This is a genomic window from Enterobacter sp. RHBSTW-00975, assembly GCF_013615235.1.
GTDB classification, from domain to species: Bacteria; Pseudomonadota; Gammaproteobacteria; order Enterobacterales; family Enterobacteriaceae; genus Enterobacter; species Enterobacter ludwigii.
This window is the reverse complement of record NZ_CP055883.1, coordinates 1501533-1515787: the sequence shown is the minus strand read 5'-3', so window position 1 is coordinate 1515787 and position 14255 is coordinate 1501533. Positions and strand designations below refer to the sequence as shown.

11 protein-coding genes are annotated in these 14255 nt (G+C 56.0%); 6 read left to right on the top strand and 5 right to left on the bottom strand.

Annotation, left to right across the window (positions count from 1 at the left end):
• Nucleotides 1-372: 372 nt before the first annotated feature.
• Together clpA and clpS are read right to left on the bottom strand one after the other, a co-directional pair.
• Nucleotides 373-2652: an ATP-dependent Clp protease ATP-binding subunit ClpA gene (gene clpA / locus HV340_RS07285; protein WP_020884836.1), complete on the bottom strand. Its 2280-nt coding sequence runs from the start codon at nt 2650-2652 to the stop codon at nt 373-375.
• A gap of 28 nt (nt 2653-2680) precedes the next feature.
• Entirely contained in the window at nt 2681-3001 is a 321-nt protein-coding gene (clpS, locus tag HV340_RS07280; protein ID WP_006174393.1) for an ATP-dependent Clp protease adapter ClpS, read from the bottom strand.
• A 267-nt stretch (nt 3002-3268) separates the two neighbouring features.
• Between clpS and cspD the strand changes: the two genes are divergently transcribed.
• Entirely contained in the window at nt 3269-3490 is a 222-nt protein-coding gene (cspD, locus tag HV340_RS07275) for a cold shock-like protein CspD (RefSeq protein WP_008499993.1), read from the top strand.
• Nucleotides 3491-3560: 70 nt separating this feature from the next.
• Here the strand turns inward: cspD and macB are convergent, their stop codons facing one another.
• Nucleotides 3561-5501, bottom strand: a complete 1941-nt coding sequence (gene macB / locus HV340_RS07270) for a macrolide ABC transporter ATP-binding protein/permease MacB (protein ID WP_020884837.1) — start codon at nt 5499-5501, stop codon at nt 3561-3563.
• A complete protein-coding gene (macA, locus tag HV340_RS07265) occupies nt 5498-6613 on the bottom strand; it encodes a macrolide transporter subunit MacA (RefSeq protein ID WP_020884838.1) in 1116 nt (371 codons plus the stop codon). The genes macB and macA overlap by 4 nt, the downstream gene beginning before the upstream one ends.
• A gap of 159 nt (nt 6614-6772) precedes the next feature.
• On the opposite strand from macA, the gene HV340_RS07260 reads away from it, so the two are divergent.
• Entirely contained in the window at nt 6773-7729 is a 957-nt protein-coding gene (locus HV340_RS07260) for a VirK/YbjX family protein (protein WP_181216399.1), read from the top strand.
• Here HV340_RS07260 and HV340_RS07255 read toward each other — a convergent pair.
• Nucleotides 7726-9384, bottom strand: coding sequence for an ATP-dependent endonuclease (locus tag HV340_RS07255; RefSeq protein ID WP_014169354.1), 1659 nt, complete (start codon nt 9382-9384; stop codon nt 7726-7728). The two genes, HV340_RS07260 and HV340_RS07255, sit on opposite strands and share 4 nt — an antisense overlap.
• 289 nt (nt 9385-9673) lie before the next feature.
• On the opposite strand from HV340_RS07255, the gene aqpZ reads away from it, so the two are divergent.
• The 4 genes from aqpZ (at nt 9674) to hcr (ending at nt 14211) form a co-directional block, all read left to right on the top strand.
• On the top strand, nt 9674-10369 hold the full coding sequence (gene aqpZ / locus HV340_RS07250; RefSeq protein ID WP_025204573.1) for an aquaporin Z: 696 nt from the start codon (nt 9674-9676) through the stop codon (nt 10367-10369).
• Nucleotides 10370-10535: 166 nt separating this feature from the next.
• Nucleotides 10536-11435: a lysine exporter LysO family protein gene (locus HV340_RS07245; protein WP_020884841.1), complete on the top strand. Its 900-nt coding sequence runs from the start codon at nt 10536-10538 to the stop codon at nt 11433-11435.
• Nucleotides 11436-11579: 144 nt separating this feature from the next.
• Nucleotides 11580-13232 carry a hydroxylamine reductase gene (gene hcp / locus HV340_RS07240; protein WP_032677785.1) on the top strand — a complete coding sequence of 551 codons (1653 nt, stop codon included), beginning with the start codon at nt 11580-11582 and terminating at the stop codon, nt 13230-13232.
• Between the two features lie 10 nt (nt 13233-13242).
• Entirely contained in the window at nt 13243-14211 is a 969-nt protein-coding gene (hcr, locus tag HV340_RS07235) for an NADH oxidoreductase (RefSeq protein WP_181216398.1), read from the top strand.
• Nucleotides 14212-14255 lie beyond the last annotated feature (44 nt).

Below are 14255 nucleotides of genomic sequence, written 5' to 3'. Positions count from 1 at the left end.
GTAATACCTTCACACACGTTGAGTTACCACCGCAGGAAACGCCAGATTCGCTGGCGGCGGACGAAAAGGAATTGGCGTACCAGTGTGTGTGCTACTGGCGCTTCAAAAGAAGCTTCCGATTCGCCCGCCAGATGCAGAATTATACCCTTTTCCTTAGGGCGAACGAAGCCTGCAGCAATGGTGCTGCTCACACACTTTCAGGACGCCAATCCTGACACCTGATTTTGCAGGTGCGCCGCCATTCTAGGACTGTGAATTTATACAGCAATGAGTGAGATGAAAATATGGAAAGCGCCTCGCAAAGTTTCGGTGCGGGCAGGCATAAAAAAACCGGGCAGTGAGTTGCCCGGTTTTTAAGACTAATGCTGGAAATTAGTGAGCCGCTTCCGGCTTGTGCTTCTGTGCACTCTGGAAATCGTACGTCAGCTCATTCTTCTCCTGGTCCAGCGCGACCGTCACCTGACCGCCGTCTACCAGCAAGCCAAACAGCAGCTCGTTCGCCAGCGGTTTCTTCAGGTTGTCCTGAATCACACGCGCCATTGGACGGGCCCCCATCGCACGGTCGTAGCCTTTTTCAGCCAGCCAGTTGCGGGCCTCCTGGCTCACTTCCAGCGACACGCCTTTCTGATCCAGCTGAACCTGCAGTTCGACGATGAACTTATCCACTACCTGATGGATTACCTCGGTAGAGAGGTGATCGAACCAGATAATGTTGTCCAGACGGTTACGGAACTCCGGCGTAAAGATCTTCTTGATCTCTTCCATCGCATCGGTGCTGTTATCCTGATGGATAAGGCCGATAGATTTGCGCTCCGTTTCACGTACACCGGCGTTGGTGGTCATTACCAGCACTACGTTGCGGAAGTCCGCCTTGCGCCCGTTGTTATCGGTCAGCGTCCCGTTGTCCATCACCTGCAGCAGGATGTTGAACACGTCCGGGTGCGCTTTCTCGATTTCATCGAGCAGCAGTACCGCGTGCGGATGCTTGATCACCGCGTCGGTTAACAGACCGCCCTGGTCAAAGCCCACATAGCCCGGAGGCGCACCAATCAAACGGCTGACGGTGTGACGCTCCATGTACTCGGACATATCAAAACGCAGCAGCTCAATGCCCAGCGCTTTGGAGAGCTGAACCGTGACCTCGGTTTTCCCCACACCGGTCGGACCGGCGAACAGGAAGGAACCGACAGGCTTATGTTCATGCCCCAGTCCGGCACGGGCCATCTTGATGGCTTCGGTTAACGCCTCAATGGCTTTATCCTGCCCAAAGACCAGCATTTTCAGGCGATTGCCAAGGGTGCGCAGCGTGTCACGGTCGCTCTGAGAAACGCTCTTCTCAGGGATACGCGCGATACGGGCCACCACGGTCTCGATATCCGCCACGTTAACGGTTTTCTTACGCTTGCTGGCTGGCATCAGACGCGCACGCGCCCCTGCCTCATCAATCACGTCAATGGCCTTATCCGGCAGATGACGATCGTTGATGTATTTCACCGCCAGCTCCACCGCCGCACGCACCGCTTTGGCGGTATAACGCACATCGTGGTGCGCTTCGTACTTCGGTTTCAGACCGTTGATGATCTGCACGGTTTCTTCAACAGAGGGTTCAGTCACATCGATTTTCTGGAAGCGACGCGCCAGGGCACGATCTTTCTCAAAGATGTTGCTGAACTCCTGATACGTTGTGGAACCAATCACGCGGATCTTACCGCTGGAGAGCAGCGGTTTGATCAGGTTAGCGGCATCCACCTGGCCACCCGAGGCCGCACCGGCACCGATGATGGTGTGGATCTCATCGATAAACAGAATGCTGTTGGTGTCCTGCTCGAGCTGTTTCAAAAGCGCCTTAAAGCGTTTTTCAAAATCGCCGCGGTATTTAGTGCCCGCCAGCAGCGAGCCAATATCCAGCGAGTAGATGGTGCAATCGGCAATCACTTCCGGTACGTCGCCCTGCACAATACGCCAGGCAAGCCCCTCGGCAATCGCGGTTTTACCGACGCCGGATTCACCCACCAGCAGCGGGTTGTTCTTGCGGCGACGGCACAATACCTGGATCGCGCGCTCCAGCTCTTTATCGCGACCAATCAGCGGATCGATACCGCCAACGCGAGCAAGCTGGTTGAGATTGGTGGTGAAGTTTTCCATACGATCCTCCCCGCCTGCTTGCTCTTCATTGTTATTGACCTGATTGCTGGAATCCGATGCCTGGTTCGGCTCGTCTTTACGCGTTCCGTGAGAGATAAAGTTAACCACGTCGAGTCGGCTGACTTCATGTTTGCGCAGCAGGTAGGCAGCCTGTGACTCCTGCTCGCTGAAGATGGCGACCAGCACATTTGCGCCCGTCACTTCGCTACGCCCGGAAGACTGGACGTGGAAGACCGCACGCTGCAACACGCGCTGGAAGCTGAGCGTCGGCTGCGTGTCGCGCTCTTCTTCACTGGCTGGCAGCACCGGTGTGGTTTGTTCGATGAAGGCTTCGAGTTCCTGACGTAGCGCCACCAGATCCACGGAGCAGGCTTCCAGCGCTTCGCGGGCAGATGGGTTGCTAAGCAGTGCGAGCAGTAAATGCTCGACGGTCATAAACTCATGTCGGTGCTCACGCGCTCTGGCGAAAGCCATATTTAAACTGAGTTCCAGTTCTTGATTGAGCATAGGCACCTCCCCCAAATTTTATGCCTTATCAGGCCTTTTCCAGCGTACACAGCAACGGATGCTCGTTCTCCCTCGCATAATCGTTCACCATCGCGACTTTGGTCTCCGCCACTTCGGCGGTAAAGATGCCGCAGATAGCTTTGCCACGATAATGAACGGTAAGCATCAGTTGCGTTGCACGTTCTACATCATAAGAAAAGAACTTTTGTAGCACGTCAATAACAAATTCCATCGGCGTGTAATCATCGTTCATTAACATAACTTTATACATAGATGGCGGTTTTAGCGCGTCACGCACTTTATCTTCCGCCAGCTGGTCAAAATCCAGCCAGTCGTTGGTCTTACCCATTTTGCATAACCACTTTGAATCTACCTCAGATGTTAGATAACAATCATCTATTACTGTCATCCGCGATGTCTGTCACAAACTGTTGCAATAGCGTTAACTGCTTCAAACTTTGGTTGATTATTGTCCCATCTCAAGCGCCAAACGCTTGACGACTTCTTTCGTTTCTCTAAATTGTACAAGCGTGAGATGGCGAGGTTTTGAACAGCCCCCACTCCACCACCGGTTCATTCCATCTTAACTTATAAGATTTACGAAGGATGTCGAAGCATGGAAATGGGTACTGTTAAGTGGTTCAACAACGCCAAAGGGTTTGGCTTCATCTGCCCCGAAGGCGGCGGCGAGGATATCTTCGCTCACTATTCCACCATTCAGATGGATGGTTACAGAACGCTCAAAGCCGGGCAGTCCGTCCGGTTCGATGTACACCAGGGACCAAAAGGCAATCATGCAAGCCTGATCGTACCCATTGAAGCAGAAACGGTCGCATAGCTCTCTGTTTTATTGTGTACATCCCGCCGTCAAAATGCCAGCCCGATCGGCTGGCATTTTTATTTTCAGCCTATTCGCGAGCCAACGCATCCACAGGATCCAGACGCGCCGCATTGCGGGCAGGCAGCCAGCCAAACAAAATGCCGGTAAAAGTCGAACACAAAAATGCGGTAAGAATGGCCACCGGCGAGAAACCAATCTCCCAGCCGGGTAAAAAAAGCTGCAGAGCAAACGCGATCATCATCGACAGCGCAATGCCCATCGCGCCGCCCACCAGACACACCAGCACCGCTTCAATCAAAAATTGCTGCAGCACATCGCTGGCTCTGGCACCGACTGCCATGCGGATGCCAATCTCCCGGGTACGTTCCGTGACCGATACCAGCATGATATTCATCACCCCGATACCGCCGACCACCAGTGAGATCACCGCCACCAGCGTCAGGAACAGCTGAAGAGTACGTGTGGTCTTTTCCGCCGTTTTCAAGAGACCGTCCATGTTCCAGGTGAAGAAATCTTTCTTCCCGTGACGCAACGTCAGCAGCCGTTCCAGCTGTTGCTCGGCCTGCGCGCTGTCGTAGCCCTCCTTCACGCGAACGGTGATGGAGTTCAGCCAGGACTGCCCCATAATCCGCCCGGAGATGGTGGTATAGGGCAGCCAGACGCGCAGGATTTTGCTGCTGCCAAACATTGACTGTTTCTCTTCCGCCACGCCAATCACCGTCGCAGGCATGTTTCCGACCAGGATAACCTCGCCCACCACGTTGGTTTTATTGGGGAAGAGCTGCCGGCGCGAGTTGGCATCAAGCACCACCACCTGCGCCCGGCCCGCTAACTGCTCGGCATTGAAGGTGGCACCTTCGCTGAAGGTCATGCCATAGACGTTAAAGTAATCGCCGCTGACGCCGTTGGCGCTGGCAGCAACGTCAACATTGCCTACCCGCAGACGGAGGTTTTGCGAGACCGCCGGCGTGGCCGAATTCACCCACGGCTGCTTCTGGATAGCCGCCAGATCGTCATACTTCAGCGCCTGCTGATACTGCGGCTCGTCATCGCCAAAATCTTTGCCGGGATAGACATCAATGGTGTTGGTCCCGATGGCCCGAATATCCGCCAGCACCAGCTGTTTGGCCGCGTCGCCCACGACCACAATCGATACCACCGAGGCGATACCAATGATGATACCCAGCATGGTCAACAGGGTGCGCATTTTATTGGCGGCCATCGCCAGCCAGGCCATGGTCAGCGCCTCACGAAACCCGCTGGAAAATTGTCCCCAGCCGGTTGACGCCGGCAGGACTTCTTTCGGCGCCGCCGCCCGGGCGTGTCGCGCCGGCGGGTTGCTGACCAGCTCTCCGTCGCGGATCTCAATGATGCGCTCGGCCTGTGCAGCCACCTGCGGATCGTGGGTAACGATGATGACCGTATGCCCCTGATCGCGAAGCTGGTGAAGGATCGCCATCACCTCTTCACCCGAATGGCTGTCGAGCGCCCCGGTCGGTTCATCTGCGAGGATCACCTGACCGCCGTTCATTAGCGCGCGTGCGATACTGACACGCTGCTGCTGGCCGCCGGAGAGCTGCGAGGGCTGGTACTCCACCCGCTCCGCCAGCCCCAGACGCGTCAGCAGCATCTGGGCGCGCTCAAGGCGTTTTTTCCGCTCGACGCCGGCATAGACCGCCGGCACTTCGACGTTCTGCGCCGCCGTCAGGTGAGAGAGCAGATGATAACGCTGGAAGATAAAACCGAAATGTTCCCGCCGCAGTTTTGCCAGCGCGTCACCGTCCAGCGTGGAAACATCCATTCCGGCCACCCGATAGGTGCCGCTGGTGGGTCTGTCCAGACAGCCGAGAATATTCATCAGCGTCGATTTACCGGAGCCGGACGCACCGACAATCGCCACCATCTCGCCCGCTTCGACGCGCAGGGTGATCCCCTTCAGCACCTCAACCGGGCCATCGCCCGACGGATAGCTGCGACGAATGTCATTCAGCTCAAGCAACGCCGTCATTTAGCGGCTCCGGGCAGGCTTTCGCTGGTAACAACCTCCTCACCCTCTTCCAGCCCTTTGACCACCACCACGTCGGTGTCATTACGTGCACCAATGACCACTTCTCGCTCACGCGTTTCGCCGTTGCGCAGCACTTTCACTTTATAGCGGCTCTCGCCGGTGGATTCACCCAGCGCAGAGAGAGGAATGGTGAGCACATTTTTCACGCCGGTAAGCTGAATGTGCACCTGTGCGGTCATGTCCAGACGCAACACGCCCTGCGGGTTAGGTACCTCGAAGCGCGCATAGTAGAAGATGGCATCGTTCACTTTTTCCGGCGTCGGCAGAATGTCTTTTAGCGCGCCTTCATAGCGCGTCTGAGGATCGCCGAGGACGGTAAACCAGGCTTTCTGCCCCGGCTTCAGATGAATAACATCCGCCTCTGAGACCTGGGCTTTCACCAGCATGGTGCTCATGTCCGCCAGGGTCAGAATGTTGGGCGCCTGCTGCGCCGCAATCACCGTTTGCCCCTGCAGCGTGGTAATTTGAGTCACTTCCCCGGCCATGGGCGCCACAATCTGCGTATAGTCGAGGTTGGTTTTGGCCGTATCCAGCGAGGCCTGGTTGCGCTTGATCTGCGCATCGATAGTCCCGATCTGCGCCTGCTTAACCGCCAGCTCGGTGGCAGCCGTGTCTAAATCTTGTTTCGAGATGGCCTGCGTTTTGGCCAGCGCCTGCTGACGCGTTAACGTTACCTGGGCCAGGTTGCGCTCAGCCTGCGCCTGTGCACGCTGGGCACGCAGTTCCATGAGCGTGGCTTCCACCTCACGGATCTGGTTTTGCGCCTGCTCAGGATCGATAACGCCCAGCAGCTGGCCTTTTTTCACCTTGTCGCCAATCTCAACCGACAGCGTTTTCAACTGACCGCTTACCTGTGCACCCACGTCAACCTTGCGCAGGGCATCCAGTTTTCCCGTCGCCAGCACGTTTTGCTGCAGCTCGCCCGGACGGACAATCAGTGTTTGATACTGTGGTACAGGGGCATTCAGGATCTGCCATAGCCAGAACCCTCCCCCGATAACAATTACCGCCAGCAGCAGAAACCACGTTCTGCGTTTTCCCTTGAGGTTCATAAATATTCCAAATAAATGTTCTGGCAATTATAAACGTTGATTCTATCTAAACGACTCCTCAACGAAACCCCCGCGCACCGAAATCGCCTCAATTTGTTGATGAGTTATTGAAATTTCGCCTGCTGAAATAGAACCCTTCCTTCAGAAGCAGGATCTAACATGTCTTCCATCGTCGATACACTTATTTCTCATCAGCACCAGCCTAAATCCGGCTGGCAGCTCTTCAATAATCTGGCCTTCGGGAAGATCACTCCGGGGCTGGCATGGCAAAACCCCGCTTATCGACGTAAGTTCATGCTCCGTTCGCTGATGACACCGTTCAGCACCACGCGTCTGCTGTCAGAGCTGGCAAAGCAGCCGCGCCTGATGCAAATGTTGCAGGTGCAACCGGGGCTGCCGTGCCGCCTGCACCGCCCGTGGTTAACGGTGGACATGGATCGCCGACAGGCGCTGGAATCGCTGACCTGGCACTACCGGACCATGACGCGCCAGCTTCCGGCAACGCTGGTCAAGGGTTACCTTTCACCGCAGGGGGCAACCCTGCTGACCCTGACCGGAAAAGACGAACAGCAGTTTACTGTGCGCCTGTGCGCCGACGCCTTCATGGATAAAGAGGGTGAAGCCACCCTCGTCTTTTGTAACCATCAGAATACCGTGCTGGCGGAAATGACCTTCACGCTGTGCCCGTTTGAAGGAAAAACAACGCTGTTCATCGGCGGCCTGCAGGGGGCAAAAGCACATGTTTCACATGAACTGATCCAGGGAGCGACCAAAGCGTGTCACGGCCTGTTCCCGAAACGCCTGCTGGTTGAAACGGCAATGACGCTTGGCGCAGCTTTCCCGGTTGAGCATATTGTCGCGGTGAGTAACGCCACGCATATCTACCGCAGCTGGCGTTACCGCAAGAAAAAAGAGGGAAAACTGCTGGCCGATTATGACAGCTTCTGGCTCTCCCTCGGTGGGCAAAAACAGGATAACGGCCACTTCATGCTGCCGCTCGCCATGCCCCGTAAGCCGATGGAAGAGATTGCGAGCAAAAAGCGCGCTGAGTACCGCCGCCGCTATGCGCTACTGGACAGCCTGACGCAACACGTCACGCAGGCGACCCGCACTTAATCCGCTTTCCCGCGTGCCAGCCACAGCACGCGGGAGAACATCTTGCGCAGCAGCGTCGGCACGGACTCCACGCCACGTCTCCCCGCTTCCGTCGCCACCTCAATCGCTAAATCAGGTTTTGAAGAGCGGTGGATGGCTTTGGCAATCACGCGCCGCATGTTCATTGGCACATCCACCGGCACCATCGCAATCCGGTGGAACACGTCGTCGAACCCCTGACGGTACATAAAGTGCTCCATGTCCATGGCCGGCAGCATGGTTAAGTGGTCGCGCTCTTCTTCGCGCTCATTATTCAGCAGGCCACGCACGGTCGCGGCATATTTTTTTCCCGCCTCGTCACCATCCACCAGCACATGCCATTCAATGCCCATCCGCCGGGCGAATTTGATCAGCGGCTTGATCCCCGACTGGGCAAATTCGATGACCTTGATACCTTCGGCATCAAAATGGTGGCCGCACTGACGCGCCAGTTCGTTGATAACCCAGGTTTCCGTTTCTCCCTCAACCAGCAGCCAGCAGCGGGCGAACAGCGACGACGCACGATTAAAGCGGATGTGGAACGAGATACGGCGCCCCTCTTCCGCGTTCATCCCGCCGGGCCCGAGGCGATAGGCGGTGACGCGGGAAGACTCACGTACCAGACGGCAGACGTGCTCAACCGGGGTCAGGGACAATAACTCGCCGGAATTGGTGGTGGTCACGCGCTGTAGCGGCAGCAGATTCAACAGGTGCCACGCCACCGAGAGCATGATCGGGTGCAGGCGCGTTTCCGGGTCTTCCACCAGCAGCAGCGGGCGGGCGTCACGGTCGAGACGAACGGTGCCCTTGGCCTGCAAGAGCGTCGAAAACAGCCCCAGCAAAATCACCCGATGGGTACGGCCACCGGGCCTGTCGATCATCCGGTTAATGATATCGAGGTAACGCCAGCTGCGTTGTTCATCGTGAGAGCGGCGGCGCATCAGACGATGACGCGACTCCGACGTCCCCTGCTCGGAAAAATAGTGTTCCAGCAGTTGTACCATTGCCGACAACCCCTGGCGGATTTGACCATCGGTCAGATTTTGCGGACGCGCCACCAGCTCTCGCGCCAGGAAATCCAGCTCGCGGGCGGTCACTTCCACTTCCGGCATATTCGGTACGGTGCCGTTGCGGATCCGCCGCATAAAACGCGCATCACGCAGGCGCAACACCGGCATCAGGCGAATCAGGTGGCGAGCCAGGTCGTCGATGTCATCCAGCGGAATAGGGTTGGCTTTCTCATCGAGGAAATCACGCAGGGTTAATACGCCCTCGTTTTCTGCCATCTCACCTTCCAGCCGGTAGAAAATTCGGTGGAAACCGTCGTCGCACGGGACCCAGCAGGGTGATAACGGCCGGAAGCGACGCACGCGGTGACGCCCCGGCTCGGATTCGCGGAACGTCAGAATAATGTGCAGGTGTTTTTCGCGGCCATTCACATCGCCGGGAGGAAACCAGAAATCATCATGGGCAAAATGATACAGATCGTCTTCGGGCGAAAGCAGCAGCGTCAGCGCATCCAGCAGGCTGGACTTACCCCACGCGTTCTCACCGATCAGGACGTTGTTCTGCTCAAGCTGCAGCGACAGGCGGTTAATACCGCGGAACCCAACAATTTCCACACGTTCGAGAAGCATAAATCCCCCGCGAGATGATCACTTTTTCCTTTAAGTTATCAGCAGTATAGCGGCAGGAACTTTGACACGACAGCACAACCTTCGTGCTGCAGAGAATTGGTCTATGCTCTATTTACCGTCGATTTGAACAAGGAATGACATCACGTTGCCATAAATCAAATTAACCGAATTAATTTTAGTGGCGAAGGGATGTTTTTGTTTTTAAAATAATGGCTCTTTGAGTCGTCATCCCTTTTTTGACGATATCCCGCACGCAGGAACGCGTGTGAAGTTTATTATTGAGGTGGTTATGTTTAGAAAATTAGCAGCAGAATGCTTTGGTACATTCTGGCTGGTGTTTGGTGGCTGCGGTAGCGCCGTTCTGGCAGCAGCATTTCCGGAATTAGGTATTGGTTTTGTCGGCGTTGCGCTGGCATTCGGTTTAACCGTATTAACCATGGCGTTCGCCGTGGGTCATATTTCCGGTGGTCATTTTAACCCGGCGGTGACATTAGGTTTATGGGCGGGCGGTCGTTTCCCTGCTAAAGAAGTCATTGGTTATATTGTGGCCCAGGTTGTTGGCGGGATTATTGCTGCAGCGGTTCTGTACGTTATTGCCAGCGGTAAAGCCGGCTTTGACGCCGCCGCAAGCGGCTTCGCCTCAAACGGTTTCGGCGAACACTCCCCTGGCGGTTACTCCATGCTCTCTGCCATCGTGATTGAAATTGTGCTGACCGCAGGCTTCCTGCTGGTGATCCACGGCGCAACCGACAAACACGCCCCGGCGGGCTTCGCGCCTATTGCCATTGGTCTGGCGCTGACGCTTATCCACCTGATCTCTATTCCGGTCACCAACACCTCCGTAAACCCGGCGCGCAGTACTGCCGTCGCTATTTTCCAGGGCGGCTGGGCGCTTGAGCAGCTGTGGCTGTTCTGGGTAATGCCAATCATCGGCGGTATTCTGGGCGGCGTGCTGTATCGCACCCTGCTGGAAAAACGCGATTAATTGCGTGTGCAGTCGGGTAGCACTTACGCTTACCCGACCTGCATGACAACACTCAGGCCGGGTCAGGCGTTGCTGCCACCCGGCTTTTTTGTTGCTCCTTTACCTGACAACGTTTATTGGGTAGTGTCTCTGGCGCTTAACAGATACTCACAAGGACCCGTTGTTCATGTTTTCAGGACTCCTCATCATTCTGCTGCCTCTGATTGTGGGCTACCTTATCCCGCTGCATCGCGAATCCGCGTTACGGCTTATTAACCGTTTTCTGAGCTGGATTGTCTACGTCATTCTTTTCTTTATGGGGATAAGCCTGGCGTTTCTGGATAATCTGGCCACCAATCTGCTGGCGATCCTGCATTATTCTGTCGTCACCTGCGCCGTTATTTTGCTGTGCAATATTGCCGCACTTTTCTGGCTTGAGCGCACTATTCCGTGGAAAAATCACCACCATCAGGAAAAACTGCCGTCACGAATTGCAATGGCGCTGGAATCTTTAAAATTATGCGGCGTCGTGGTGCTGGGTTTTGTTCTTGGGCTGAGCGGATGGAATTTTTTACAGCACGCGACGGAAGCCAGTGAATATACCCTCATTTTCCTGCTGTTCCTTATCGGTATTCAGCTGCGAAATAATGGCATGACGTTGAAACAGATTGTCCTTAATCGCCGTGGAATGATCGTCGCGGTTATCGTCGTCATTAGCTCACTGGTGGCGGGCGTGATTAACGCTTTTATTCTCGGTCTGCCGTTAAAAACCGGTCTGGCAATGGCCTCCGGATTTGGCTGGTATTCCCTTTCCGGTATTCTGTTGACCGAATCGTTCGGTCCGGTCATCGGGAGCGCCGCCTTCTTTAACGACCTGGCGCGGGAATTAATTGCCATTATGCTGATCCCGGGCCTGGTGCGCCGCAGTCGCTCGACCGCACTGGGGCTGTGTGGCGCCACGTCGATGGACTTTACCCTGCCGGTCCTGCAGCGTTCAGGTGGGCTGGAGATGGTGCCTGCCGCCATTGTGCATGGCTTTATTTTGAGCCTGCTGGTTCCCGTTCTGATGGCGTTTTTCTCCGCCTGATACTCCTCTGGCGGTAGGCTTTCTGCCGCCAAAATTGCGCTAAATCAATCTCCCTCTATTTTGTAGAAGAAAGCCCTTTTCACCGTTCAGTCACAGGCATAATCTCAAACATGTATATCAAATATAACTTTAACAGGTGTGATTATGTTTTGTGTGCAATGTGAACAAACCATCCGTACCCCGGCAGGCAATGGCTGCTCTTATGCGCAAGGTATGTGCGGCAAAACCGCAGAAACATCAGACCTGCAGGATCTGCTGATTGCCGCCCTGCAAGGCCTTTCCGCATGGGCATTCAAGGCCCGCGAATATGGCATTATTGACCACTATGTAGACAGTTTCGCCCCCCGCGCCTTTTTCTCCACGCTGACTAACGTTAACTTTGATTCCCCGCGCATCGTCGGCTATGCCCGCGAAGCGATTGCGTTGCGTGAAGCACTCAAAGCGCAGTGCCTGAGCGCCGATGCCAACGCACGGGTAGAAAACCCAATGGCAGACCTGCAGCTGGTGAGCGACGACCTGGGCGAGTTGCAGCGTCAGGCAGCAGAATTCACCCCCAACAAAGATAAAGCGGCGATTGGCGAGAACATTCTCGGCCTGCGTCTGCTCTGCCTGTACGGCCTGAAAGGGGCCGCGGCCTATATGGAACACGCGCACGTTCTGGGCCAGTACGATAACGCTATCTATGCTCAGTACCACAAAATCATGGCGTGGTTGGGTACCTGGCCTGCCGAGATGAATCCGCTGCTCGAATGTTCAATGGAAATCGGTCAGATGAACTTCAACGTGATGCGTATTCTGGATGCCGGTGAAACCCGCACCTACGGCCACCCGACGCCGACGCAGGTTAACGTTAAAGCGACCGAAGGCAAGTGCATCCTGATCTCCGGCCATGACCTGAAAGACCTCTATAACCTGCTGAAGCAGACCGAAGGCACGGGCGTTAACGTCTATACCCACGGCGAAATGCTGCCCGCACACGGCTACCCGGAACTGCGTAAATTTAAACACCTGGTCGGGAACTACGGCAGCGGCTGGCAGAACCAGCAGGTTGAGTTCGCCCGTTTCCCGGGCCCCATCGTGATGACCTCTAACTGCATCATCGACCCCACCGTTGGCGCGTATGACGACCGCATCTGGACCCGCAGCATCGTTGGCTGGCCGGGTGTGAGCCACCTGGAAGGGGATGATTTCGGCCCGGTCATCGCCCAGGCGCAGCAGATGGGTGGCTTCCCGTACAGCGAAATCGAACATCTGATCACCGTCGGCTTTGGTCGCGAAACCCTGCTCGGTGCCGCGGATTCACTGATTGACCTCGTGAGCCGTGAAAAACTGCGCCATATCTTCCTGATTGGCGGCTGTGACGGTGCGCGCGGTGAGCGTAACTACTTCACCGATTTCGCCACCAGCGTACCGGAAGATTGCCTGATCCTGACGCTGGCGTGCGGTAAATACCGTTTCAACAAGCTGGACTTCGGCAACATCGAAGGTTTGCCACGCCTGGTCGATGCGGGTCAGTGTAACGATGCCTACTCTGCCATCATTCTGGCCGTCACGCTGGCGGAAAAACTGGGCTGCGGCGTCAACGATCTGCCGCTGTCGCTGGTGCTCTCCTGGTTTGAACAGAAAGCGATTGTCATCCTGCTGACCTTGCTCTCTCTCGGTGTGACCAACATTGTGACCGGCCCCACCGCACCCGGCTTCCTGACACCGGATCTACTTGCCGTGCTGAACGAGAAGTTTGGTCTGCGTTCCGTGACCACCGTAGAAGAAGATATGCAGCAGCTGCTGAGCGCGTAAGGAGTTATTCATGACCATGCCAACCTCACAATGTCCGTGGCGGATGCAGGTTCATCACATCCATCAGGAGACGCCGGATGTGTGGACGCTGTCCCTGCTGTGCCATGACTACTATCCGTACCGTGCAGGTCAGTATGCGCTGGTCAGTGTCCGCAACTCAGCGGACACGCTGCGCGCCTACACGATCTCCTCAACGCCGGGCGTGAGCGAGTACATCACGCTCACTATCCGCCGTATCGATGATGGCGCAGGCTCGCAGTGGCTGACCCGGGACGTGAAGCGCGGGGATTACCTCTGGCTGTCCGACGCACACGGGGATTTCACCTGTGACGATAAAGCGGAAGATAAATTCCTGCTGCTGGCCGCCGGGTGCGGCGTCACGTCGATCATGTCAATGCGTCGCTGGCTGGCGAAAAACCGTCCGCAGGCTGATGTTCAGGTGATCTTCAGCGTGCGCTCGCCGGAAGATGTGATCTTTGCCGAAGAGTGGCGTAACTATCCGGTGACGCTGGTGGCGGAACATAACGCAACCCACGGTTTTGTCGCCGGTCGTCTGAGCCGCGAACTGCTGCAAAGCGTCCCGGATCTCGCGGATCGTACCGTGATGATCTGTGGGCCGGCGCCGTATATGGATATCGTTGAGCAGGACGTGAAAGCGCTGGGCGTGACCCGCTTCTTCAAAGAGCAGTTCTTCACCCCGGTCGCGGAAGCGGCAACCAGCGGAATTACGTTCACCAGACTGCAGCCTGCTCAGACCTTCTTTGGCCGGGTCGGCACCACGCTACTGGACGCGCTGGAAAGCAACAACGTGCCGGTGGTGGCAGCATGTCGTGCTGGTGTATGTGGCTGCTGCAAGACCAAAGTGGTCTCCGGTGAGTACACAGTGACGAGCACCATGACCCTGACCGAGGCAGAAATCGCCGACGGATACGTGCTGGCGTGCTCGTGTCATCCACAGGGCGATCTTGTGCTGGCGTAATCAGCCAACGCGCGAATGACGGGGGGTAAGCGCTAGCGTTTACC

Coding starts and splice junctions, on each gene's coding strand:
- clpA (WP_020884836.1), bottom strand. CDS start 2,652: ATGCTCAATCAAGAACTGGAACTCAGTTTAAATATGGCTTTCGCCAGA.
- clpS (WP_006174393.1), bottom strand. CDS start 3,001: ATGGGTAAGACCAACGACTGGCTGGATTTTGACCAGCTGGCGGAAGAT.
- cspD (WP_008499993.1), top strand. CDS start 3,269: ATGGAAATGGGTACTGTTAAGTGGTTCAACAACGCCAAAGGGTTTGGC.
- macB (WP_020884837.1), bottom strand. CDS start 5,501: ATGACGGCGTTGCTTGAGCTGAATGACATTCGTCGCAGCTATCCGTCG.
- macA (WP_020884838.1), bottom strand. CDS start 6,613: ATGAACCTCAAGGGAAAACGCAGAACGTGGTTTCTGCTGCTGGCGGTA.
- HV340_RS07260 (WP_181216399.1), top strand. CDS start 6,773: ATGTCTTCCATCGTCGATACACTTATTTCTCATCAGCACCAGCCTAAA.
- HV340_RS07255 (WP_014169354.1), bottom strand. CDS start 9,384: ATGCTTCTCGAACGTGTGGAAATTGTTGGGTTCCGCGGTATTAACCGC.
- aqpZ (WP_025204573.1), top strand. CDS start 9,674: ATGTTTAGAAAATTAGCAGCAGAATGCTTTGGTACATTCTGGCTGGTG.
- HV340_RS07245 (WP_020884841.1), top strand. CDS start 10,536: ATGTTTTCAGGACTCCTCATCATTCTGCTGCCTCTGATTGTGGGCTAC.
- hcp (WP_032677785.1), top strand. CDS start 11,580: ATGTTTTGTGTGCAATGTGAACAAACCATCCGTACCCCGGCAGGCAAT.
- hcr (WP_181216398.1), top strand. CDS start 13,243: ATGACCATGCCAACCTCACAATGTCCGTGGCGGATGCAGGTTCATCAC.